Annotated in this window: 21 protein-coding genes and 1 tRNA gene; 10 read left to right on the top strand and 12 right to left on the bottom strand. The window is 41.4% G+C overall.

From position 1 onward, the window contains the following. Positions 1-17: 17 nt before the first annotated feature. Positions 18-902: a glycosyltransferase gene (locus tag ACESQI_RS11160; RefSeq protein WP_320969602.1), complete on the top strand. Its 885-nt coding sequence runs from the start codon at positions 18-20 to the stop codon at positions 900-902. Continuing rightward, the gene (locus ACESQI_RS11165) at positions 899-1,996 is read left to right on the top strand and encodes a glycosyltransferase (protein WP_007483802.1); all 1,098 of its coding nucleotides are present in this window, start codon (positions 899-901) and stop codon (positions 1,994-1,996) included. The genes ACESQI_RS11160 and ACESQI_RS11165 overlap by 4 nt, the downstream gene beginning before the upstream one ends. A gap of 20 nt (positions 1,997-2,016) precedes the next feature. Here the strand turns inward: ACESQI_RS11165 and ACESQI_RS11170 are convergent, their stop codons facing one another. The 8 genes from ACESQI_RS11170 to ACESQI_RS11205 all read right to left on the bottom strand — a co-directional run bounded on the left by ACESQI_RS11170 (position 2,017) and on the right by ACESQI_RS11205 (position 8,206). Continuing rightward, entirely contained in the window at positions 2,017-3,117 is a 1,101-nt protein-coding gene (locus ACESQI_RS11170) for a DegT/DnrJ/EryC1/StrS family aminotransferase (protein WP_373126101.1), read from the bottom strand. After that, positions 3,110-4,090 (bottom strand): GNAT family N-acetyltransferase, encoded by a 981-nt coding sequence (locus tag ACESQI_RS11175; RefSeq protein WP_122200993.1) that lies wholly within the window; start codon positions 4,088-4,090, stop codon positions 3,110-3,112. The genes ACESQI_RS11170 and ACESQI_RS11175 overlap by 8 nt, the downstream gene beginning before the upstream one ends. Further along, positions 4,087-4,473 carry an FdtA/QdtA family cupin domain-containing protein gene (locus ACESQI_RS11180; RefSeq protein WP_002559095.1) on the bottom strand — a complete coding sequence of 129 codons (387 nt, stop codon included), beginning with the start codon at positions 4,471-4,473 and terminating at the stop codon, positions 4,087-4,089. Before ACESQI_RS11180 ends, ACESQI_RS11175 begins: the two co-directional genes overlap by 4 nt. Before the next feature lie 328 nt (positions 4,474-4,801). Continuing rightward, positions 4,802-5,890: a hypothetical protein gene (locus ACESQI_RS11185; RefSeq protein ID WP_320969604.1), complete on the bottom strand. Its 1,089-nt coding sequence runs from the start codon at positions 5,888-5,890 to the stop codon at positions 4,802-4,804. 10 nt (positions 5,891-5,900) lie between these two features. After that, positions 5,901-6,572, bottom strand: a complete 672-nt coding sequence (locus ACESQI_RS11190; protein ID WP_122200994.1) for a DUF4476 domain-containing protein — start codon at positions 6,570-6,572, stop codon at positions 5,901-5,903. Next, positions 6,569-6,898, bottom strand: a complete 330-nt coding sequence (gene bamE / locus ACESQI_RS11195; RefSeq protein ID WP_122200995.1) for an outer membrane protein assembly factor BamE — start codon at positions 6,896-6,898, stop codon at positions 6,569-6,571. Before bamE (ACESQI_RS11195) ends, ACESQI_RS11190 begins: the two co-directional genes overlap by 4 nt. A gap of 45 nt (positions 6,899-6,943) precedes the next feature. Next, positions 6,944-7,249 carry an outer membrane protein assembly factor BamE gene (gene bamE, locus ACESQI_RS11200; RefSeq protein WP_002559091.1) on the bottom strand — a complete coding sequence of 102 codons (306 nt, stop codon included), beginning with the start codon at positions 7,247-7,249 and terminating at the stop codon, positions 6,944-6,946. Positions 7,250-7,372: 123 nt separating this feature from the next. After that, on the bottom strand, positions 7,373-8,206 hold the full coding sequence (locus ACESQI_RS11205; RefSeq protein ID WP_122200996.1) for a S1 RNA-binding domain-containing protein: 834 nt from the start codon (positions 8,204-8,206) through the stop codon (positions 7,373-7,375). A 379-nt stretch (positions 8,207-8,585) separates the two neighbouring features. On the opposite strand from ACESQI_RS11205, the gene ACESQI_RS11210 reads away from it, so the two are divergent. The 4 genes from ACESQI_RS11210 to ACESQI_RS11225 all read left to right on the top strand — a co-directional run bounded on the left by ACESQI_RS11210 (position 8,586) and on the right by ACESQI_RS11225 (position 12,451). Then, the gene (locus tag ACESQI_RS11210) at positions 8,586-9,587 is read left to right on the top strand and encodes a malate dehydrogenase (RefSeq protein ID WP_002559089.1); all 1,002 of its coding nucleotides are present in this window, start codon (positions 8,586-8,588) and stop codon (positions 9,585-9,587) included. A gap of 106 nt (positions 9,588-9,693) precedes the next feature. Beyond that, positions 9,694-10,497: a DUF6597 domain-containing transcriptional factor gene (locus ACESQI_RS11215; RefSeq protein ID WP_373126084.1), complete on the top strand. Its 804-nt coding sequence runs from the start codon at positions 9,694-9,696 to the stop codon at positions 10,495-10,497. A 102-nt stretch (positions 10,498-10,599) separates the two neighbouring features. Then, on the top strand, positions 10,600-10,971 hold the full coding sequence (locus ACESQI_RS11220; RefSeq protein ID WP_195448730.1) for a VOC family protein: 372 nt from the start codon (positions 10,600-10,602) through the stop codon (positions 10,969-10,971). A 172-nt stretch (positions 10,972-11,143) separates the two neighbouring features. After that, on the top strand, positions 11,144-12,451 hold the full coding sequence (locus tag ACESQI_RS11225; protein WP_195660496.1) for an MATE family efflux transporter: 1,308 nt from the start codon (positions 11,144-11,146) through the stop codon (positions 12,449-12,451). A gap of 116 nt (positions 12,452-12,567) precedes the next feature. Here the strand turns inward: ACESQI_RS11225 and ACESQI_RS11230 are convergent, their stop codons facing one another. Together ACESQI_RS11230 and ACESQI_RS11235 are read right to left on the bottom strand one after the other, a co-directional pair. Continuing rightward, positions 12,568-13,500, bottom strand: a complete 933-nt coding sequence (locus ACESQI_RS11230; RefSeq protein WP_373126086.1) for a DMT family transporter — start codon at positions 13,498-13,500, stop codon at positions 12,568-12,570. Between the two features lie 593 nt (positions 13,501-14,093). Beyond that, positions 14,094-15,335, bottom strand: a complete 1,242-nt coding sequence (locus ACESQI_RS11235) for an MFS transporter (protein WP_007483782.1) — start codon at positions 15,333-15,335, stop codon at positions 14,094-14,096. Positions 15,336-15,791: 456 nt separating this feature from the next. Between ACESQI_RS11235 and ACESQI_RS11240 the strand changes: the two genes are divergently transcribed. After that, positions 15,792-17,228 carry a glutamate decarboxylase gene (locus tag ACESQI_RS11240; RefSeq protein WP_002559082.1) on the top strand — a complete coding sequence of 479 codons (1,437 nt, stop codon included), beginning with the start codon at positions 15,792-15,794 and terminating at the stop codon, positions 17,226-17,228. Positions 17,229-17,419: 191 nt separating this feature from the next. Continuing rightward, positions 17,420-18,382: a glutaminase A gene (gene glsA, locus ACESQI_RS11245; RefSeq protein WP_002559081.1), complete on the top strand. Its 963-nt coding sequence runs from the start codon at positions 17,420-17,422 to the stop codon at positions 18,380-18,382. A gap of 73 nt (positions 18,383-18,455) precedes the next feature. Here glsA and ACESQI_RS11250 read toward each other — a convergent pair whose 3' ends face one another. Then, a complete protein-coding gene (locus tag ACESQI_RS11250; protein WP_373126088.1) occupies positions 18,456-19,229 on the bottom strand; it encodes a potassium channel family protein in 774 nt (257 codons plus the stop codon). A 192-nt stretch (positions 19,230-19,421) separates the two neighbouring features. Between ACESQI_RS11250 and gadC the strand changes: the two genes are divergently transcribed. Next, positions 19,422-21,014 (top strand): putative glutamine/gamma-aminobutyrate antiporter GadC, encoded by a 1,593-nt coding sequence (gene gadC, locus ACESQI_RS11255; protein WP_373126090.1) that lies wholly within the window; start codon positions 19,422-19,424, stop codon positions 21,012-21,014. Between the two features lie 163 nt (positions 21,015-21,177). Here the strand turns inward: gadC and ACESQI_RS11260 are convergent, their stop codons facing one another. Further along, positions 21,178-22,416 (bottom strand): sensor histidine kinase, encoded by a 1,239-nt coding sequence (locus tag ACESQI_RS11260; RefSeq protein ID WP_373126092.1) that lies wholly within the window; start codon positions 22,414-22,416, stop codon positions 21,178-21,180. A 205-nt stretch (positions 22,417-22,621) separates the two neighbouring features. Here ACESQI_RS11260 and ACESQI_RS11265 point away from each other — a divergent pair. Continuing rightward, positions 22,622-22,697 (top strand) — tRNA-Phe (locus ACESQI_RS11265). Positions 22,698-23,175 lie beyond the last annotated feature (478 nt).

A 23,175-nucleotide genomic window follows, 5' to 3' on the forward strand; every position in this document is an offset into this window, starting at 1 on the left:
ATCACTATTTTTGCATAATGAAGCCATTACTAAGTATAATCATCCCTTTTTATGGAACGGCAGATAAAAAAATGCTGGAACGTTGTATTGCTTCCATCCGCAATCAAGGTATGGAAACAGAGGACTACGAAATACTCATTGAAGATGATAATGGCAAAGGATTGGGTGGAGCACGTAACATTGGTATTGGTAAAGCCCGGGGAGAATATCTGTTATTTATAGATGCGGATGACTATCTATTTCCGGGAATGCTGGCACAATGTATGGTTCTGCTAACACAACATCCGGATATGATATCCTTTGGTTTTCAACAAGTCTCACACTCCAATGAAACAGTTAGAAGTAAAGAAGAAGCCACATCCAAAACCTATCCGACAGGAGCTGCATTTATGAATGAACATAATTTCATGGGTACAGCCTGGAGACATCTTTTTCTAAAAGAATGGCTTCTCAAACATCAGCTCGTATTCCCTGAAAATGCCTATCATGAAGATGAAGCATTCGTGGCCAAAGCTTATTTCCATGCCGGAACTACTATCATAACAAACTTGACAGTATATGCCTATTATCAGTGCCCCCATTCTATTTTGCACAAACAGGATGTAACCAACCGTACTCAACGGATACAGAATTTCCGGCAAATACTGACAGATCTGAAAAAATATCTGAAAGAGACAGCTGCAGAAGCTTCTCCACAGCAACAACGGGCGCTACAAAGGAGAATTCATTTCCTCACGATTGACTATATATTACAATTAATACACAACCATTATCCACTTTTGGGATATCCTGCGGCTCTAAAAGAGTTAAAGAAACATCAGTTTCTTCCATTACCAAATGAAAAATACTCATGGAAATACTCTATAGCCCGAATACCCCTCAATCTTTTTGCACTGCTATGAAAATACTACTTCTCGGTGAATTCAGCAATATCCATTGGACCTTAGCAGAAGGACTCCGCATATTAGGACATGAAGTGTGTGTTGTCTCAGACGGCAACCACTGGAAAAATTATAAACGGGATATCTCTCTGTTGCGCCCAACAGACGGTAAAATAGATGGAGTCAAATATCTGGCAAAGGTTTTATTATTGCTTCCTAAATTAAAGGGATATGATATCGTACAAATCGTCAATCCCTGTTTTCTGCATCTGAAACCGGAAAAGAGCCTACCCATCTATCGTTTTTTACGGAAACATAATAAGAAGATATTCTTAGGTGCTTTTGGTACAGACCATTACTACGTAAAAACTTGTATGGAAACGAATGTATTCAAATATTCTGATTTCAAATCTCAGGACAAATTCAGAGACACGCCTGTCAACCGTAAAATAATAAAAGAATGCCTGTATGGCGGAACAGCACGTGCCAACAAAGAAATAGCTCAAACCTGTAATGGCATCATAGCCTGCCTATGGGAGTATTATGTATCTTATACTTCATACTTCCCGGATAAATTAACGTTCATCCCACTACCGATTGACTATTCTGACATTGTTAGCCGGGTACGGCCCGAACCCGAAAAAGTGAACTTTTTTATCGGTATTCAATCCGCACGAAGTGATATCAAAGGCACAGATATTATGTATCCCGTTCTCAAGGAAGTACAAAAAAAATATCCGGACCGATGCTATATTACAGAAGCTATCGATGCTCCCTATGATACCTATCAACGGTTAATGGATGACGCTGACGTACAATTAGATCAGTTATATTCATATACTCCTTCTATGAACTCTTTGTTAGCTATGACAAAAGGGGTTATCGTAGTAGGAGGCGGAGAAGAAGAAAATTATGAAATAATAAACGAGAAAGAACTACGTCCTATTATTAATGTATATCCCTCCGAAGAAGATATTTTCCGGAAACTGGAATTCATCGTGCAACATAAAGAGCAGATTCCAATACTATCAGCGCAAAGTATTGAATACGTAAGAAAACATCATGACTACGTAAAAGTGGCACAACAGTATGCAGACTTCTGGAAAACACATTAATCCCCAGAATACGAACAGATTTATTCAAACTTATTGATTGCCGCAATCACATAGGCCACTTCTTCAACCGTCATCAGGGGAGACATGGGCAAGCTCAATTCTTCACGATGTATTTGCTCCGTCACCGGCAATGAAAGAGCAGCATATTCAGTCAAGGCCTCTTGTTTGTGCGGAGGAATCGGATAATGTATCTGTGTTTGTATTCCTTCCTCCGCAAGGAAAGTCTGCAACCTGTCACGGCAAGATGAAAAGATAGGGAAAATATGAAATACATGCTGCTGCCAGTCATCGACCCGTGGCAAGGTTAATTGCGTATTCTGAATATGCGTCATGTATTGAGAGGCAATCAGGCGACGACGTTCATTGTCAGCATCGAGACGCGACAGTTTCAGACGCAATACGGCGGCCTGAAGTTCATCCAGGCGACTGTTTATACCTTTATAAAGGTGGACATACTTTGCAGAAGAGCCATAATTGGCGATAGAACGAACCATCGCAGCAAGCGACTCATCATTGGTAGTCACTGCACCACCATCTCCCAATGCACCCAGGTTCTTTGCCGGATAGAAACTGAATCCGGCTGCATCTCCAAGGCTACCGGTACGTTTCCCGTTATAAATGGCACCATGAGCTTGTGCCGCATCCTCCACAACTTTGAGATTATGACGTCTTGCTATATCTTTAATAGGCTGCATATCAGCACATCTTCCGTATAGATGTACAGGAAGTATAGCTTTGGTTCGGGAGGTAATCAGGGATTCTATTTTTTCGGAAGCTATATTACATGACAACAAAGAAGGTTCACAGAAAACCGGCTTCATTCCGGCACGGATCACCGCCAATATAGAGGCAATGTAAGTATTGGCAGGAACAATCACCTCATCACCGGGCTGCATTTCTCCCAACTCGCAATAAGCCATAAAGATAAGAGTCAATGCATCCAATCCGTTACCCACACCTACACAACAGGTTGTACCACAATAATCAGCAAAAGCTTTTTCAAAAAGATGGTTTTCTTCTCCCTGTAAATACCAGCCGGAGCGAAGCACCCGAATTATAACATCCGAAATCTCCGGTTCGAAAGAATCGCTAATACGCTGTAAATCGAAATATTTAATCATCATCCACAGAGTCTAAACAAAGTTCATATGTATCATACATGACCGCACGTCCACCAAATCCTTCTTTCTGGAATATTAATCCCTCATTCAGATAACGTCCTCCATCTTCTACGGAAACTCCAAAATCAAAATAACGTTTCTCTGTATAAATTTGGTTTATCAGGCAGTCAAACAAAAGATCAAGTGCTCCCATATCCCGCCCTCTATCAGTAGAAGCAATATACTGGACATGAGCTACTTCACCAGAGATATACATCACACATCCTCCTACCGTTTCATCTTTATCGAGTACCCGATAAAGTTTTATTTCTTCCGGGAACAGACGATTAAGGCGTACAATCTCCTCTAACGAATGTACCGGTAATCGATCATGACGTTGTTGCAGATTCTGCTCCAGAACAGACCAGAAAGCACTAAAAGCGTCATCCTGGCAAATGCGTAATCCACTCGTATGTGCAAGTTTCAGTTTTCGACGCCGAAGTGTACTGAAAGGACAGCCTCCGGCAGGCATTACAACCGAAGAGATCTTCCGCTCTGTCAGTCGGGCATTCAAGCGAAACAGGGCATACAAATCCTCTTCAGCAGGATATTTATGATATATAAAAGGAATAGTACGATAAACAATCCGCTTTATTCCGGAGGTTTCTTTCAGGTAACGGCACAAAAGATAAAATGCCTCCAACACTACACTCGCACTTGCCTGATAAGCAAGAACGAACCCGCCATAGGTCAATCCACCATGCGTACAGTAAGTATCATCCTCTATATTTCCCGGTAATAAAGCGAGCAATCGCCCTCCTTTATAAAACATCAGAGAATAATCGGTGAAACGATCGGCATGATAATCCATATAATCACGCATAAACAAGAACGTTCCATTTCTGGAGGCAGCCACAAAACTATCCCAAACTATCTTTTGGTCCGACGTATAACGGACAACGCTCAACTGTAAGTCTCGGATAGCAAGTGTCATTTCTTTATATATTCCAGGAATTCGTCGTATGAATTAATATAATTATCAAGGCAATAGGGATGAGAGGCCAGGACAAGAACAACAGCATCCGGTGAAAAATTACTCATGACCTTCCACATTCCCGGCGGAATTAATAAGCCTTCGGAAGGAGAAGACAAATGATAGTGTTTACGTCCCGTTATATCTTCTGTCCAGATATCAAAGCTACCGCTGACAGCCACAAGATATTCGGACAACTCCGTATTGGCATGTTGCCCACGTTCTTGTCCTTCGGGTACATTATGTATCCAAAACACACGCTCAACAGGAAAAGGTATATCCTGTCCTACCTCAAGAAGGGTCAGACTCCCCCGTTTATCTGTAAATGTCTTTAAACGTTCCATAACTTTATAGAATAACGATATTTAGTGGATATTATTATAAGTGGTACTTCAAATTTAATTCATACTATGCCAGTCTTTTATTGAAACGCAAATGATCGCAGATTTTCGCAGATTAGATAGTTTGCTGCACTTAAGAGACGATATTCTTTGCGTAAATTTGCGATATCTGCGTTTCAATGATACGATCATTTAATTGGGATACAGTACTTACGAATAATAGTTTATAGTTAACTTTACAACCAGAAAATCAAGCTCTAACAAGAAAAAACTCCTCTTTCCATTATTACATAGGAAAAGAGGAGTTGATTGATAAGAACTTCCCAATAATTTATCTTCTTGAACTACTTCCCCGTTCAGAAGAGCTGGAAGAAGAACTTCTGCTACTCGAAGATGAACTGGAGGAAGAAGAACTACGTCCGGACTGTCCACTGGAAACCGAACTACGACGACTACTACTTGGGGAAGTCGTTTCCCGGTTAGCTGAAGAGCTACTTCTGCGGCTACTGTTTCCGGAGTTTGTACTACTGTGGCTTGTACTGCTATTTACCCTGCTACTGCTACCTGAAGTATCATTATCTCTTCTACTACCTGATGTACTTTCACGATTTGAAGATGAAGAACTACTACTTGGCCGCGTAGTAGGCCGAGAGGTTGAACTTGGCTTCGTTTCAGAATTTCCCGGACGGGTTGACGTTCCCGGAGTAGTACTTGGACGAGTTGTAGAACTACCGGGACGGGTAGTTGTACCGGTACTCGGACGGGTAGTCGTGCCAGTGCTTGGACGAGCTCCTGGTCTGGAAGAAGGCCTTGTACTTGTATTCGGACGAATATTCACCGATCCGAAATCCGAACGACGGTTAGTGTGGTACACCCGATCATTTCTCACACTATAGTTTCCTCGATAATGACTATGGTTATAGCGCCCACGATAATAACTTACATTATGAAAATGTGTCCGGTAATGTCCTCCGGAATAACTACGATAATGATAAGGTTTAGGGAAGTAGAAGTGGTTATGGTTCGTATATGTGATATACACACGGAAGTTCCACCCACCTGTATTAGCATATATCGGACGATAAAAATAATCGAGTCCCAGGAACCTACGATACTGTGAGTCACTCAATACCCAACGCAAATCGTCATTACGCACATCCAGATAATTGTAATAATCATCCAGTGCCCATTCGTATCCGCGTATTACATCGTCCATCAAATAGCGAATGGAATAGATAAAATCAAAATTGATTTCATAGACATCATTATACTGTTGCGTATTCAGGTTTAGTTCATACGCCATCTTATCAGTCAGGAAACGCGTCTCTTTGCGTACCCTGCTATTACTCATAGCCGCCATACTCATACTGCTCATGGCAGTTATCCCGATGGCAAATAATAGTATAATCAATCGTTTCATAATCGGTATATTATTTTATATTATTACTTTGGTGATATCTTTTTATAAAGTCATTCACTTCTTTCTTATCCGAACTAAATGTCAGTTTGTCCAGTGCCCGGAAGAAGTTTGCTTTATCAGCAATTCTCGGATATATCTTTATAAGGAATGGTTTCCTTTCGCTATCAAATGTGCAAAACTCCAACAAGCGGATACACTGATCGGTAGTAAAGTAAGAACTCATTAAAGCATTGTCGAGTAAAGCATTGCGGTCGGATTCAAAAGGTTGATTTCTCAATGAATTTATAAACTGTTCAAAGGAGCCATCGCTCATTACCGGTTCCCATGGATTAAAATCGTCCGGTCTATGTCCAGGTCGGTCAGGCCTGTGCCCCGGATGATTTGCACCTTCAATAACAATCTCTTTCACTCTCATGCTTGAACAATAAACACGTTCATCCAGCAATAAGTTTTCTCTGTTAAACTGTTCTCCGCGACGGGCAGCATACACCTGTACACGGTAACTGCCTCCGTTCAGATTGGCAACAAAGCAACTGAATGTAGGTTTACATACCTGTTGTCCATCAATAAACACAACCACTTGTTCCCGAGGACTTTCAATAGAAATACCATTCAGAGAAAAAGCTTTTACTGAAACCACTGCCAGCAGAAAACAAAAACCAAGTATCAATTTACGTATCATATCTTTTCTATTTTATTTTTATCTGTCCGGGTATGGCAATCACTCTCTTTCTCCAGGTAGGATTTCATTTCCGTCACCTTCCCGTCTACAAAATATACCTTAACTACAGACCAACCGGAAAATACGAAGACCCGAAACTCCCACTCCTCCCCTTTGTCATTAAAAGTCCTGTAAGAAGGTGAACCGAGTACATCTGTTACCTGTTCCAGCGTCATCCCTTTACGAATGCTCAGTAACTGTTCGTTTGTAAAGCCTGCTTGAGAAGAGATGCAACTGCCAAGCAATATCATCATCAACAAGATGCCAAAAGTATGTATCTTTTTCATAATCTGTATTGTTTAAGTGAAACTTTTCTCTTGAAAACATATCTTTTAATGTATATGTGGTACCGGCGCCGGATGTGTGTACACTTCCCGAACAAATGTATTCATGCCTGATACCCTTCCTTCATCAAACGTAATCACGGTAATTTTAGTTTCTCCCCCAATAACAGACAGCCTGTGATACTCCCATTCTTCCACTCCTCTATCAAAACGACGGTAATCCGGTGTACCAAAAATCTTTGAGATCTCCTGCCTGCTCATTCCTTCCTGTACCTTCATGATCTTGTTCATAGAACCGCAACCTGCACTTATCACCAGAAGCAATAACATCAATAAAACATGTATCTTTTTCATACCCTGTACATTTAAGTAATTCAACTTTTGTGTTTTCTTATACCACAAAAATAGGGTGAGGAAACTCCCCACCCTAATGATTATCTATATTCGTGTATAGGGATTCCCCTATCATAATTAGGATTATGCCAACCGGATTCCATCTTCCTCCAGAACGATCAGGCGTTTCTTATATAAGTCGCCAACAGCTTTTTTGAAAGTCTTCTTACTCACCTCAAAGGTTTCATAAATATCTTCTGCCGGGCTTTTATCCGTCAACAAAATTCTGCCTCCTTTATCCTTTATATATTGGAATAATGCTTGTGAGAAATCATCTACTTTCCCGAATCCCGGCTTCTGAAGTATTAAATCTATTTTCCCGTCCTCGCGAACCTGTTTCACATAAGCCTTCAGTTCCATTCCTGTTTTCAAAGGCTGAAATATTTCGCTGTCATAAAGCAAACCACCAAACTTATTCTCAATAATGGCTTTAAATCCAAGATCCGTTTTTTGCCAGATAAGAATATTAACTTCTTCTCCCGGCTGATACGCTGCTTTCTCTTTGGAAAGATAACGATCTACCTTTGCAGAAGCCACAATACGATAACTTTCATCATCGAGATGAGCATGGATAATGTATTTATTGCCTACCTGCATTTTCATCTTCTGTTCACTGAAAGGCACAAACAAGTCTTTCATCAATCCCCAGTTGAGGAATGCGCCAAACTGATTAATCCATGCCACTTCCAGACAAGCAAACTCCCCCACCTGCACCAGTGGAGTCAATGTAGTAGCAATCAGCCTTTCTTCATTATCGAGATAGAGAAATACATTCAATACATCTCCTATTTGACAATTTTCGGGTACATAACGAGTAGGCAGCAAAATTTCACCTTCCTCACCTCCGTCAAGATACATTCCGAAATCGACCTCTTTTACAACCTCAAGCTGGTTGAATTTTCCTAATTCAATGCGCATAATATTTAGTAGTTAGAATTTAGTAGTAAGTAGTCAAGTAGTTGAAATGATTTAGTAACCAAAGTAGCTAACAGCACAATCTACCACTTGCTACTTAACCACTCACTACCAAATCCCTACTACAATTTTCTGCAAAGATAGTTCATTTAGCCGACATCTTTCCCACCGGTATAACTTTTCCAAGGCAACCGCGCTAAATTTATGCTCATTATTGTACGAATATGAATAAATTTACGATATTGAGCAAAATTGGTACGGTTGTCCTATAACTTTTCATTATCAGCCAGAACTTTTTTCAATGAACATTCTGGCGATTAAGTCGTTATATTTGTAGCGTCAACATAAAAACCGCCTATTCATTTATAAAAAATATAAGATTATGGAATTCTTAACCAACGAGAAATTAACGATTGTAGGAGCTGCCGGAATGATTGGCTCAAATATGGCCCAAACTGCCATGATGATGAAACTTACCCCTAACATCTGCCTGTATGACCCATATGCACCCGCACTGGAAGGTGTGGCCGAAGAGTTATATCACTGTGGATTTGAAAATGTCAACCTCACCTATACTTCTGACATCAAAGAGGCACTGACGGGAGCAGCTTATATCGTTTCATCCGGTGGTGCTGCCCGTAAAGCAGGTATGACACGTGAAGATCTTTTAAAGGGAAATGCAGAGATTGCCGCCCAATTTGGTAAAGACATCCGCCAATACTGCCCTAACGTGAAACATGTGGTAGTAGTGTTCAACCCGGCAGATATTACAGGATTGATCACGTTACTTTATTCCGGTCTGAAACCCTCACAGGTATCTACACTTGCAGCATTGGATAGCACCCGTCTGCAAAACGAATTGGTAAAGTTCTTCAAAATACCTGCTTCCAAAATACAGAACTGCCGTACATACGGCGGGCATGGCGAACAAATGGCAGTATTTGCATCCACCACTACCGTAGATGGTGATACATTGACCAACTGGATTGGTACTACCCACCTGCCTCAAACAGAATGGGAAGCTATCAAGCAACGCGTTATCCAGGGTGGTAAGCACATCATCGACCTGCGCGGACGTTCTTCTTTCCAAAGTCCGGCCTATCTTTCTATTGAAATGATCGCCGCAGCTATGGGAGGACAACCTTTCCGTTGGCCAGCCGGAACGTATGTATCCGACGGAAAATTCAACCATATCATGATGGCAATGGAAACGTCTATCACGAAAAATGGCGTCAGCTATAAAGAAGTACAGGGTACCCCTACCGAACAGCAAGAACTGGAAAATAGTTATAAACACCTGTGTAAACTGCGTGATGAAGTCATTGAAATGGGAATTATCCCGGCAATAAAAGATTGGCACAGCCTGAACCCTAATATCAAGTAGGCTTATTTTCTCAAAAAGGATTGAATGTCTCTTTTTTACAATCAGAAGAAAAAGCAAAGAAGTATTTTTGCACGTTCTGCATTTATAAAATATCTTTGCTCACAGTATGGAAACATTCAGCCTCATTAAGCCTTGTACCGCACTAACTCCGTTTATCAAGTATTACTGGATATTACGGATTGATATCTCCGCACCCGTCACGGAACGAACCATTCCTGTCGGGTGCGTTCATTTAACTTTCCACCGGGGTAAACAACTGTTTTCGCCTACCACCCGGCAACTACAGCCACAGGCTTTCATCTGCGGACAATCTAATACTTACGCCGATGTGGCCTCTACCGGAAATATTGATATGATCACTGTTGTTTTTCAGCCTTATGCACCGAAACTATTTTTCCGGTTACCTGTCAGAGAAACATATGGGATGAATGTTTCAATAGAAGATATCGGAGACATCGCATTGGCAGACCTGGCTAAACGAGTCGCAGAGACACCGGATGATACACAATGTATAGAACTAATAGAGCACTTTCTGCTCCAACGCTTCTATTCTTCCGCTGAATATAACATAAAGAGAATAGGGGCTGCCATACAAGAAATAAACCAGTGTCCCCAACCTGCCATTCACAGGCTGGCCCAAACAGCCTGTCTCAGCGACAAGCAGTTTAACAGGGTCTTTCATGAATATGTAGGCACTACACCCAAAGAGTTTATCCGTATTGTCCGTTTACAACGGGCTTTGTATACATTGCAAACACAGCCGGACATCAATTTTGCCCAACTGGCCTATGAATGCGGATATTATGACCAATCCCATCTTATTAAAGAATTTAAAGTTTTTTCCGGCTACACGCCGGGAGAGTATCTGGCACTTTGTGCACCTTACTCCGATTACTTCTCTACACTCTAAAAGATAGAATGTCCTTTTTTTCCTATCATACGCCGACTGCCGTTCCTACTTTTGCAGTGTCTTTGCAAAGCAAATTAATTAATCATTAAAAAACAGAAGACTATGAGTAAGTTGATTTCATTTTTTGAGATTCCGGCAAGCGACTTCAATCGGGCGGTAAAGTTCTACGAGACAATCTTTGGCATCAAGATGCCGGTAACAGAGTGTGAAACAGAAAAGATGGCATTCTTTGTTGAAGAAGGTGAAGAGCAGAGTGTGGGAGCAATCTCTTATGCAGAAGGATTCAATCCCTCGGAACACGGGGTTCTGATTCACTTCAATTGTGAAAATATAGAGCTTATGACAACAGCAATCACACGTAACGGTGGGAAAATAATCATCCCAAAGACAAAGATCGAAGCCGAAGGACGAGGTTGGTTTGCCGTTTTTGCCGACAGTGAAGGAAATCGCATCGGATTGTATGCCGGGAAATAAGTTTTTTCTATCTTTGCCACATCATCAATTTAAGAAATATCAATTTGTTTAACTCATGAAGTGGCAAATTTGCAGATAGCTACGCTTCGAATGAAATAATAGAGAGTTATTTATTCATTCCGTGGGGATGACTTTTCAGTCATCCCCCTAACGTGTTATTCGCAATTAAATCATGAATTTTACTTATAAACAAATTTGGCTCATCAACTTTCCTGTGATGATGAGCCTGCTGATGGAACAACTCATCAATCTTACCGACACTATTTTCCTGGGTCATGTGGGCGAAGTCGAATTAGGTGCCTCGGCACTGGCAGGAATGTATTACATCGCAATCTATATGCTCGGCTTCGGCTTCAGTCTGGGACTGCAAGTGATGATTGCACGAAGAAACGGAGAAGGGAATCTCCAGAAAACAGGGGAAACATTCTGGCAGGGAATGTTCTTTCTGATCACGCTGTCGATACTGACGTTCACATTCTCCAAACTCTTTTCCCCGACACTGCTACGAACAGTGATTTCGTCAGACCAGATTTATCTGGCCGTTATCCAATACATAAGTTGGCGGGACTATAGTTTTTTATCCGTATTTCCTATACTGGCATACAGGGCATTTTATGTAGGGACTACAAAAACAAGAGTGTTGACGATTAACTCCATTCTGTTAGTGACAACGAATACACTGCTCAACTATCTGCTCATCTTCGGCGTAGGTGGATTCCCGCGTCTTGGAATAGCAGGAGCTGCTATAGCCTCATCGGTAGCAGAAGCGGTAGCACTGATCTATTTGGTGACATATACATACTTTAAGGTGGATAAAAAGAAATATGGCTGGAGATGTTCGTTCAATTTCCCGTTACTCAGACAGCTGTTTCAGCTTTCAAGCTGGACGATGATCCGGTCGTTCTTCTGTATAGCTCCGTGGTTTCTGTTTTTCATAGCCATCGAACATTTAGGAGAAAGGCAACTCGCAGCAGGAAATGTTGTAAGAAGTGTCTCAGTAATCCTGTTCGTTATTGTCAACTCATTCGCCACAACCGGGATCTCGCTGGTCAGCAATCTGATCGGAGCAGGACAAACGGAAAGTGTAATGCCGGTATGCTGGAAAACGGTAAAGCTGAGTTATGCGGTAGGAACTCCGTTTATACTGGTAGCAATACTGATGTCCAATCAGATTTTAGGGATTTATACAAACAGTAAAGAGGTAGTTGAAACAGCCATCCCACCATTCCTACTGATGCTATCTACCTATTTTCTTGCTACGCCAGCCTATACATATTGCAACGCAATCATTGGAACCGGAAAGACAAAAACGGCCTTTGTTTTCCAAATGATAACAATTACCATTTATCTCGGATATCTGTATGGATTAGCTTCCTGTAAGTTACCATTAGTGATTTACTGGACGGCGGAACAATTGTATGTACTATTACTATTAGGATTGGCCTTGAATTATTTGAAAAAAGGAAGCTGGAAACGATAAATGTTTCAAAGCAAGTATCTAAGAACATTATCCTATACAATAAAGGCATAGTCTGCATGCAGGTCATATATCTACTGCATGCAGGCTACGCCTATACTGATTATCCCCCCCTGTTACTACTTATGTGCCGGCGTAGCCATAGGGGTACTTTTATCTTTACTTTCAGCCACCTCTACCAGATAAACTCCAACACAGATAAAGAGGATTGCAAAAGTCTGAGTCCAGCTAAAACGATCTTGTCCTAAAATCAAAGAAGCAATAGTAGCCACAATCAATATCAAATAACCATAAATGGCAACCACCGTCGTTTTCAGATATTTCAAACCGATAGGCAACAGCATGTAACTGATTGTGGTAGGGAATATTAGTACAAACATCAATACGGCAAACGGTAACCAATGGAAAGGTAACGAAAATACAGGAGCATCGAACCCTGTAATCATCGATACAATAAGACCGGATACTGCCGAACCGCTAAAAGTATATTTCAGCATTGTAATAGGACCTACAGCAGAAAGAATGCGTTTACTCATCACCAGATAAATGGCATAAACCACAGAACTGGACAGACACAACATATTGCCGACAAAAGCGTCCGAAGCAAGATCATCACTCCGTTGCGTGAGGATACAAACCAATGCACCGACAAGAGCTATGGATATGCCTACTATTTTCGAACCGGTTGCCTTCTCGTGATAAAAGAAAATCATAATGAGAAACACCCAGATAGGCTGAAGACTCGTGAAAATGGAACTTGACACAGGAGTCGTTTTATTAAGACCAATCAGATAAAGAAACATAAAGCCATAGAGCCCTAATGCTCCCAATAAGAATAATAACCATTTATCCTTACGGGAGGTCTTTTCTTCGGGTGGAGCAAACCAGCCAATAATCCAGAAAGCGACCGCAGCAAAGGTACAGCGGATCGTAGCTCCGGTAAGCGGGCTCATCCACAAAGGAAGTAGATATTTAAGGGCATTCATATTTAACCCACTGAATACTTTTGATATAGCCATGTACAGATTGGCTTCCAGTTTCTTATTCTTCATACTTATTGTTTTAGGTGCTTGTGCTTCCCGCACAGGGAGGCTCGGCAAGCGATGTTAGTTATTATATCGTTTTACGCTAAATGTTGTCTGGCATTACTATCTATCTCTTTCTCCGGTATCGATAAAGCTATATCTCGTAGAGTAACGTAGGAAGCCTCGGTATGTAATGTTGTTTTAGATGTACATGTAAAGCAGTACAACATGTGCATGTGGGACAGTACGACATGTGCATCTCATGCAGCTTTACATGTACATGTAAAACAAAACTGTGCACCGGGAAAAGGAACACTCCTTTCTGAGAAAAACAAAGTACAACACCGGGCAAAGGGGGCGATACCGTTTAGGGGTACTTCCGCTACCGAAAAGATATGCCCATAATCTTCGTTACGAATCAGTTCACCACAGAGGACACAGAGGGCACAGAGATATTATTTTCTCTGATGAGACGCGGATGAACGCAGATTAAAAAACTGTAGTTCTTTATTTTATCGTTATTTCCCTTTGCGAGAATCTGCGTTCACCTGCGTTTCAATGAAGATTTAAAACTCTGCGCCCTCTGTGTACTCTGTGGTAAAATACCATACGGTTTTAAGCTATTTCAAACCATCATCAAACAGGAACGTATTCCGCTTACGATAGGCCCATATTAGTGCTACAATCGTTATAACAAGATTAAATACAAACGCAAACTGCTGAGATTTAACATGAAATACTGTTGACTGAAAGAAATCTATAATAAACGGACAAAGCAAAATTGCCAGATAATTCATCATCATCACAAAAGCCAGTGCCAGCGTTGCTTTCTTCGGAATAGCAGTATGAGTGGTTTTATCATATATAACAGGTTGTATCACCCCATATCCTAACCCTACAAGAATACATCCCGGAGCTATCACCCACTCTTTGGGTGATAACCAGATAAGTGCCAGTCCAACGGCGATGCACAATAAACTGTAAAACTTCGTCTTCTCACGAAAAAGTCCCACTATCTGATTCAAAAAGAAACCCGGAGCCATAATAGCCAGAAAGAACAGCGAAATCATAATACCGGAATTACCACTTGAAAAATGATATTCCTCCATCAGGAAAGGAAGATTAAAAGTAACAATAAGCACTAAATAAGTAGCAAGCCCATAGAACAGCATCACCTGCAAAAGATATTTCACATTTATACCCCGCTTATATTTTGCTACTTCAGGATCAACCGGCGCATCAGCCTCCTTCTCTTCCGTATTAGTTATTGAAGCAGCCCCTTCCTCACTGATCATACTACGCTTGAGATAAACGGACAGCACCAACGAAACCAATGGAAGCAGGTATACCACAAATGGCAAATGCCAATTCACCTCTGCCAGATAACCGGTGACAGCTGTAGCTATCACTAACGTAAAATTCGTAATAGCAGAACTAAATCCGAACTGCTTTACCCGATAAGGACCTGTGAAATATTTAGAAATAAGCCCCGTGCTAAGGGGGATAATCATTCCCGAACCTACCCCAAGCATGGCACTGATAGCAATAAGTTGCCACATCTCACTGGCAAGCAGATAAAGAATACCACTCAGGGCAAAAATAGCAAGCCCCACTTGCAGCAAACGAATAAAATTTACTCGCTCCGTCAGTTTTCCCGCCAGAATAATAAAAGGAATGATCAGCAAAGAAGGCAAAGATGAAAGCATCTGAACATCAAGCTCCGTGGAATGAGGAAAGATGACAGACAATTTTCCAAGGATAGGGCTAACGGCCAAGCCAGGTAGAGCATTCAGAGCAGATATAGACCAAATGCCGATAAGGGTGATAAGGGGAATGGTGCCCCGTCCTGTTTGTATTCTCATATTCTCTTTAATATTTGGGGTTTAGATTTGACAACAACAACGCATCCCCTCAGAAAGTTCAGTGCTTCCCGCACGGGGAGGTTTCGCCAGGCGGTGCTTCCCGCACGGGGAGGTTCGGCAGGCGATGGTTAATTGAAACGCAGATTGCCGCAAAGGAAAACAAAAATAAGAGAAAGAATTACCGGATTTTAATCTGCGATAATTTGCGTTAATCTGTGTTTCATCAGAGATTTAAAACTCCGTGTTCTCAGTGTCCTCTGTGGTGAATTTACCTCATTATTCATTCTTTATACAGTTAGAGCATCTCCTGCCGAAACCTCCCGTGCAGGAAGCACGAAGCACAATAAACGCAAAATAATGTAAAATGGCTAAACTTTAAAAACCCCGTACTGTTGTTGTGGAAAATTCGACGGGGAAACTCCCCATCGCCTAAACCTAACTAAAAACAATAGCAAAATGGAAGATTTAAATTTCAGAAAAGGTGATGCCAAGACCGATGTATTTGGTTCAAACAGAATGTTGCAACCCTCTCCGGTAGAGAAAATCCCCGACGGCCCTACAACTCCTGAGATTGCCTATCAGATGGTGAAAGATGAAACATTTGCACAGACTCAGCCCCGATTGAACCTGGCTACTTTCGTCACCACTTATATGGATGAGTATGCCACTAAGCTGATGAACGAAGCAATCAACATCAACTATATTGATGAAACAGAATATCCGCGTATCGCCGTCATGAACGGAAAATGTATCAACATCATGGCCAACTTGTGGAATACTCCTGAAAAAGAGGACTGGAAAACAGGTGCGTTAGCTATCGGTTCTTCCGAAGCTTGTATGCTTGGTGGTGTTGCCGCATGGTTGCGTTGGCGCAAAAAACGTCAGGCACAAGGAAAACCGGTAGACAAACCAAACTTCGTTATCTCAACCGGATTCCAGGTAGTATGGGAAAAATTCGCTCAGCTATGGCAGATTGAAATGCGTGAAGTACCTTTGACACTGGAAAAAACAACCCTCGATCCGGAAGAAGCACTGAAAATGTGTGACGAGAACACTATCTGTATCGTCCCTATCCAAGGCGTTACATGGACAGGACTGAATGACGACGTAGAAGCTCTTGACAAAGCACTCGATGCTTACAATGCCAAGACCGGATATGACATTCCTATCCACGTAGATGCCGCCAGTGGTGGTTTTATCCTTCCATTCCTGTATCCTGAAGTAAAATGGGACTTCCGTTTGAAATGGGTACTTTCTATCAGTACTTCCGGTCATAAATTCGGTTTGGTTTATCCGGGTCTTGGTTGGGTTTGCTGGAAAGGCAAAGAATATCTTCCCGAAGAAATGTCTTTCAGTGTAAACTACTTAGGTGCAAACATCACACAGGTAGGTTTGAACTTCTCCCGTCCTGCTGCTCAGATTTTAGGACAGTACTATCAATTTATCCGTCTGGGATTCCAGGGATACAAAGAAGTGCAATACAACTCACTGACCATTGCGAAATACCTCCATAGCGAAATAGCCAAGATGATGCCATTCGTGAACTACTCAGAAGATGTAGTGAACCCACTGTTCATCTGGTACATGAAACCGGAATACGCAAAAGATGCTAAGTGGACACTGTATGATTTGCAGGACAAACTGGCTCAGAGTGGCTGGATGGTACCGGCCTACACATTGCCTACTAAGTTGGAGAATTACGTCGTTATGCGTATCGTTGTACGTCAGGGATTCAGCCGAGACATGGCCGACATGTTGTTGGGCGATATCAAAAATGCAATTACCGAACTGGAAAAACTTGAATATCCTACTACTACCCGTATTGCTCAGGACAAGAACCTACCGGTAGCAACAAAGGTATTCAACCATACCGGCAAACCACAAGGTAAATAAAGACATTTACGATTAGACGATGTAATAATTTACGATTAGACGATTGACAATGTACGATTGAAGAATCTCCGGAAATCACAATGAGAGTAATTTCAATTGTAAATCGTAAATTGTCTAATCGTAAATTATTCAAATCGTCTAATCGTAAATTCTTCAATTGTCTAATCGTAAATCATAAAGCTTTTTATTATATGAATAAGATTTCTATATCCCAAATAAAAGAAGTGGTACAGCAAGCCTACGAGCAGGTGAAAGGAAATACAGACGGAAAGAATGCCGACTATATACCTTATCTGGCCAATATCGACAAGAACCTGTTCGGTATTAGCATCTGCCTGCTGAATGGCCAAAAGATTACCGTCGGTGATTACAATTACCGTTTCGGTATCGAATCAGTATCCAAAGTTCACACTGCCATTCTGATTCTTCGTCAATATGGAGCTCAGAAAGTGTTGGATATGATTGGCGCTGATGCAACCGGACTACCATTCAACTCCATCATCGCCATCCTTCTGGAAAACGATCATCCTTCTACCCCATTGGTAAACGCCGGAGCAATCTCCGCCTGTTCCATGGTGCAACCGGTAGGTGATGCTACTCAGAAGTGGAATGCGATTGTGGAGAATATAACAGACCTTTGTGGTTCGGCTCCTCAATTAATTGACGAGTTATACAAGTCCGAATCTGCAACGAACTTCAACAACCGCTCTATTGCATGGTTATTGAAGAATTACAATCGCATCTATGATGATCCCGAAATGTCACTCGACCTGTATACACGCCAGTGTTCACTGGGAGTTACAGCAGAAATGCTGTCTGTCGCAGCCGGTACAGTGGCCAACAGTGGAGTGAATCCCGTGACTAAAAAACAAGTACTCGATGCCAGTCTGACTCCGAAGATTACCTCTATGATTGCTTCCGTAGGTTTTTACGAACATACGGGCGACTGGATGTATACTTCCGGTATTCCTGCAAAGACCGGTGTAGGCGGTGGCGTCATGGGTGTATTCCCAGGTGTAATGGGTATTTCCGCATTTGCTCCTCCTCTTGATGGTTCGGGCAACTCTGTAAAGGCACAATTAGCTATCAAATATATAATGAATAAGCTGGGGTTGAATGTGTTCAACGGCGAGCAAGTTACTGTAGTTGAATAAAAGTTCTGTCCTTTTTTTGTAGGGGTTACTGCCTGTATGGGTAGTAGCCCCTTTTCTTTGAAGGAAACAATCTTCAGGATTTAGCTGTATGATCAGATTCAACGGGTTCCGGCGCAGCTACTACCTTTCCATTCTCTTCTATCTGCTGATAATACTCATCCTTTTCCTTATTCTTTTTCTGAATGAGGCTGGTGACATATACAGTGAATATAGGAAACATCATCATGCCCAATGCCGCCAGTAAAACGGAGAGTACCCGTCCGGTAGCCGTTACCGCTATAATATTGGAACCAACAGTAGTTACATCCATAAATGCCCACCAGAGTGCATCACCATAACCCGTTACCAATGGGTTTACTTTATGCTCCATCACAAAAAAAGCCAGGCTGGCAAAATAAACCGTAGCCAGCAACATCGTCAGATAGGAGACAAAAAGGCTGGAGGCTTTATTGTAAGTCAGCCATCCCACCACAATTGCCATTGCATATCCGCCACGTACCAAAGGAATAAAACGAAGCATATAAGTAATCTCAGGCGAGAAGGTCCATCCCATATAGGCGATGATATTCTGATAAGGAATAGCTACCAGTAAAAAGAGGAAATGGGTACTAAAATAGCGCAATTTATCTTTGGCGAGAAAGAGTTCGAGGATGAAATCGAACAGAAACAAAATACATATCCACAACTGTACCTTCATATACAGTGATTGGGTATAAAAAGGGATACCCTTGAATGTATCCACAGAGATACTGATGACCAGAAAAAGAGATAATAACAGTATGATGACATGCAAAATACCATATATTCCCCTTCTTCGCAGCGCAAAATCGGAAAGAGCAGTTTTCATATAAATGCTATTTATTTAGGTGATTATACATCTTTATTATACAAGTATAGGGAACAACACAAGTACAAGCTTTGTTTACCGGCCGGTGTATGTTAATTAACCAAGTTTGACAGTCTCCCCCGAAAACATCTCTCCCCGAATGTTGTTATAAAACAGACTTAAAAATATTTTTCACTTATAAAACCTTAACTTATGGCAAATATTAAACAAGTAGCAAAACTGGGGGTATTTACCCTGGCTATTATGAATGTAACGGCAGTCGTCTCCCTGCGTGGACTTCCTGCCGAGGCCGTATATGGTATGAGCTCGGCCTTTTACTATCTTTTCGCAGCCATTGTTTTCTTGATCCCGACTTCACTCGTTGCAGCCGAACTGGCTGCTATGTTTCAGGACAAACAAGGTGGTGTATTCCGGTGGGTAGGCGAGGCCTACGGCAAGAAATTCGGTTTCCTGGCCATTTGGGTACAATGGATTGAAAGTACAATCTGGTATCCTACCGTTTTGACATTCGGTGCCGTTTCCATCGCTTTTATCGGAATGAACGATGTTCACGACATGTCACTGGCAAGCAACAAGTATTACACACTGGCCGTTGTGCTTATCATCTACTGGCTTGCTACTTTCATCTCTCTCAAAGGTATGGGATGGGTAGGTAAAGTTGCCAAAATCGGCGGTATGGTCGGAACCATCATCCCGGCAGCCCTATTGATTATTTTAGGTATTGTTTATCTGGCAACCGGAGGAGTATCCAACCTCGATTTTCATAGTAGTTTCTTCCCCGATTTTACTAAGTTTGACAACGTAGTGCTCGCAGCAAGTATCTTCCTCTTTTATGCCGGTATGGAAATGGGCGGTATCCACGTAAAAGATGTGGAAAACCCCTCTAAGAATTATCCGAAAGCCGTGTTTATCGGTGCATTGATTACAGTACTGATTTTCGTATTAGGTACTTTTGCACTGGGTGTTATCATCCCGGCCAAAGATATCAGCCTGACACAAAGCTTGCTGGTAGGTTTCGATAATTACTTCAGATATATCCATGCTTCCTGGTTGTCACCGATCATCGCTATTGCATTGGCATTCGGTGTACTTGCAGGTGTACTGACTTGGGTTGCCGGTCCGTCAAAAGGTATCTTTGCCGTAGGTAAGGCTGGCTATATGCCTCCTTTCTTCCAGAAAACCAATAAGATGGGTGTACAGAAAAACATCCTGTTCGTACAAGGTATCGCTGTTACAGTACTGAGTCTTCTCTTCGTTGTTATGCCTTCTGTACAAAGCTTCTATCAGATTCTATCTCAGCTGACAGTGATACTCTATCTGGTCATGTATTTGCTTATGTTCTCTGGCGCTATCTATCTGCGTTACAATATGAAGAAAGCCAACCGTCCGTTCCGTATCGGTAAGAAAGGAAATGGCTTGATGTGGTTTGTGGGCGGCCTCGGTTTCTGTGGCTCATTGCTTGCATTTATATTGAGCTTTATCCCACCCAGCCAGATCTCTACAGGTAGCAATACCGTATGGTTCACCGTTCTTATTGTAGGTGCAATCATCGTAGTTATAGTTCCGTTCATTATCTACGCTTCAAAGAAACCGTCATGGGTTGACCCGAATACCAGCTTCGAACCTTTCCACTGGGAAGAACAAGCTAAACCGGAAGTAGCAACAGCTAGGGCAACAACCGTCGCCACTGCAACTACCGCAACAGCTAAACCTGCTCCGGTATCCGGTACAGTAACACCGACATCCGGTACTGTTGCAAATGACAATAGTACTCCCAAAACTTAAAAAGATTATTTATACAAAAAATGAGGGATATACCGGGATTTATTTTCCGGTATATCCCTCATTTCCTTATATATAGGCAGAAAATCTATCTTCTGTTATACGAAAAACTTAGCCTAACGCCTGTATCCTCAGAAAGTGGGAGGAGAAGCAAGCGTTATCAGATTCAAGATTCTGAAGTTAGTGGCAAAACAAACCAAAAAGTAGATCCTTCACCCTGTTGTGACCAGACTCCTATTTTACCTCCTAATTTCTCTACTACAGTTTGTGAAAGCGTCAATCCCAATCCGGTTCCCGGGACCTCCCGATCCAATTTGGTAAAACGGCTGAATATCTTACTCTGTTCTTCAGAAGATATTCCAATTCCGGAATCCCGTACGTAGCAATACAGTTCTTTTCCATCCCTCACCCGACAACCAAAACAAATCTCTCCATTCTGGGTAAACTTCATTGCATTCGTCAACAGATTCATAAATACCTGCATAATACGCTGCCGCTCTGAATATATGGTCAGTTCTGCCAGATCAGCCTCACACACCAACATAACTTCGGGCTTCTCTACCAGCCGGATATTAAATAAAGCATATAATTCTCTTAACAGATCATTGGCATTAAATTCCGAATAATGAAAATCAAAACTCCCGGCTTCAATCTGCGAAAGATCAAGAATATCGGAAATCAACTGCAACAAACGGTCACTATTCTGATTAATGATATCAGTATACATATTCTTTTCTTCCTCACTTGATGCTGTAGCCAGTAAACTGGAAAAGCCTACAATAGCATTCATCGGCGTACGGATCTCATGGCTCATATTGGCAATAAATGCGTTCTTTAACTTATCACATGAGCGCGAATTTTCCTGTTCGAGCTGCAACAACCGTTGTGTATTCCTGAGTTCACTGATATCATAAACAGTCAATAACATCAGTTCTTCATCATTTATATTCAAATAATTTCCTGATACATGTACGTCACATGGAGTAATCTGTTTATTGTTCTGACTCACTATCTGCATAGATGCCTCAAAGCGATCAAAATTCTCCCTTTTATAAAAAGCTCTGCCAATAGCAACCCGCACTCCACAAACCTTACAACATGCATGCGTACCACATTCCCCCGATTCTACTGCATTCTTACAGTGAAGCAAATCTCCCACCCGCTTTATACTTTTATCTTCTTCGATACCATTCAGCGAGTAATAGTTTGTCTTCTGTACAACAAAATCCTTACCTATCAGTAAAAGATAAGTGTTCACATTCCGGAAAATCAAATCTTCTTTCTGCCGTTCTCTACTGTTTTCTTTCTCTCTCCGACAGGCTTTTTTCTGTCCTTGCTGATATTTGACTGTAATAAAGATACTATAAACTAAAAAAAATCCGGCAGTAATATAAGGTATTAGCATGTTATGTTTGCAATGTCTGTTTATTATAATCTTGTCTTATTTGAGCGTAAAAATATAAAATATCTCAATCCTTTTTTATTTTGAAGGATATTTATTTGCAGTACCCTAAAACAAAATAGTCAGAAATGTAAAAAACCTGCATTTTTTTCTTGAAGTTATTGCAGTATTGAAAAATATACCTATCTTTGCACCCGCAAACAAGAAAGGTGCCATAGCTCAGTTGGTAGAGCAAAGGACTGAAAATCCTTGTGTCCCCGGTTCGATTCCTGGTGGCACCACCAAAAAGCTTTTCAATTTTAGAAAACCCTTGAATTAGAGATAGTTCAAGGGTTCTTTTTTTACCCTCACTACGCATTCCGCTACATATTTGTGAAGTTGGATTTCGCCAATTCAGTGGCTTTTTTTAAGGCTTTTGAAAAAGCCATAAATATGTACCATACTTCATTGTTTTTCAATTGTTTGACAATTTCAATCTCCGGTGTGAAAAAGTAATTTTGCACACATGACCGGATGGAGTCAGAAATGTGAAAGAAATTTAAAAATTCGGTATTTCCCATCGGGATAAAAAAAAGGAATCGAACCCGGGATACAAAAGGCAATTCGAACCTGAAAAAAATGGGATTTTTATGGCTTTTCCACAAGTCCCTCAAAAAAGCCACCGAATTTAACATTTCGCTCCATATCCTCATGCCATCCGGTTTTGACGAAACAATTGAATGTAACACCTCAAAAAACAAAAGTGATGAAACAAGGAACAAT

The organism is Bacteroides sp. HPS0048 (genome assembly GCF_964240755.1).
In the GTDB taxonomy this organism is placed as follows: Bacteria; Bacteroidota; Bacteroidia; order Bacteroidales; family Bacteroidaceae; genus Bacteroides; species Bacteroides nordii.

Excerpts from the sequence above, each read along its gene's own strand:
- ACESQI_RS11260 (WP_373126092.1), bottom strand. The coding sequence starts at position 22,416 with ATGCTAATACCTTATATTACTGCCGGATTTTTTTTAGTTTATAGTATC.
- ACESQI_RS11215 (WP_373126084.1), top strand. The coding sequence starts at position 9,694 with ATGGAAACATTCAGCCTCATTAAGCCTTGTACCGCACTAACTCCGTTT.
- ACESQI_RS11190 (WP_122200994.1), bottom strand. The coding sequence starts at position 6,572 with ATGATACGTAAATTGATACTTGGTTTTTGTTTTCTGCTGGCAGTGGTT.
- bamE (WP_002559091.1), bottom strand. The coding sequence starts at position 7,249 with ATGAAAAAGATACATGTTTTATTGATGTTATTGCTTCTGGTGATAAGT.
- ACESQI_RS11160 (WP_320969602.1), top strand. The coding sequence starts at position 18 with ATGAAGCCATTACTAAGTATAATCATCCCTTTTTATGGAACGGCAGAT.
- ACESQI_RS11185 (WP_320969604.1), bottom strand. The coding sequence starts at position 5,890 with ATGAAACGATTGATTATACTATTATTTGCCATCGGGATAACTGCCATG.
- ACESQI_RS11220 (WP_195448730.1), top strand. The coding sequence starts at position 10,600 with ATGAGTAAGTTGATTTCATTTTTTGAGATTCCGGCAAGCGACTTCAAT.
- ACESQI_RS11250 (WP_373126088.1), bottom strand. The coding sequence starts at position 19,229 with ATGAAAACTGCTCTTTCCGATTTTGCGCTGCGAAGAAGGGGAATATAT.
- ACESQI_RS11210 (WP_002559089.1), top strand. The coding sequence starts at position 8,586 with ATGGAATTCTTAACCAACGAGAAATTAACGATTGTAGGAGCTGCCGGA.
- ACESQI_RS11175 (WP_122200993.1), bottom strand. The coding sequence starts at position 4,090 with ATGACACTTGCTATCCGAGACTTACAGTTGAGCGTTGTCCGTTATACG.
- ACESQI_RS11230 (WP_373126086.1), bottom strand. The coding sequence starts at position 13,500 with ATGAAGAATAAGAAACTGGAAGCCAATCTGTACATGGCTATATCAAAA.
- ACESQI_RS11165 (WP_007483802.1), top strand. The coding sequence starts at position 899 with ATGAAAATACTACTTCTCGGTGAATTCAGCAATATCCATTGGACCTTA.
- ACESQI_RS11240 (WP_002559082.1), top strand. The coding sequence starts at position 15,792 with ATGGAAGATTTAAATTTCAGAAAAGGTGATGCCAAGACCGATGTATTT.
- bamE (WP_122200995.1), bottom strand. The coding sequence starts at position 6,898 with ATGAAAAAGATACATACTTTTGGCATCTTGTTGATGATGATATTGCTT.
- ACESQI_RS11170 (WP_373126101.1), bottom strand. The coding sequence starts at position 3,117 with ATGATTAAATATTTCGATTTACAGCGTATTAGCGATTCTTTCGAACCG.
- ACESQI_RS11205 (WP_122200996.1), bottom strand. The coding sequence starts at position 8,206 with ATGCGCATTGAATTAGGAAAATTCAACCAGCTTGAGGTTGTAAAAGAG.
- glsA (WP_002559081.1), top strand. The coding sequence starts at position 17,420 with ATGAATAAGATTTCTATATCCCAAATAAAAGAAGTGGTACAGCAAGCC.
- ACESQI_RS11180 (WP_002559095.1), bottom strand. The coding sequence starts at position 4,473 with ATGGAACGTTTAAAGACATTTACAGATAAACGGGGGAGTCTGACCCTT.
- ACESQI_RS11235 (WP_007483782.1), bottom strand. The coding sequence starts at position 15,335 with ATGAGAATACAAACAGGACGGGGCACCATTCCCCTTATCACCCTTATC.
- ACESQI_RS11225 (WP_195660496.1), top strand. The coding sequence starts at position 11,144 with ATGAATTTTACTTATAAACAAATTTGGCTCATCAACTTTCCTGTGATG.
- gadC (WP_373126090.1), top strand. The coding sequence starts at position 19,422 with ATGGCAAATATTAAACAAGTAGCAAAACTGGGGGTATTTACCCTGGCT.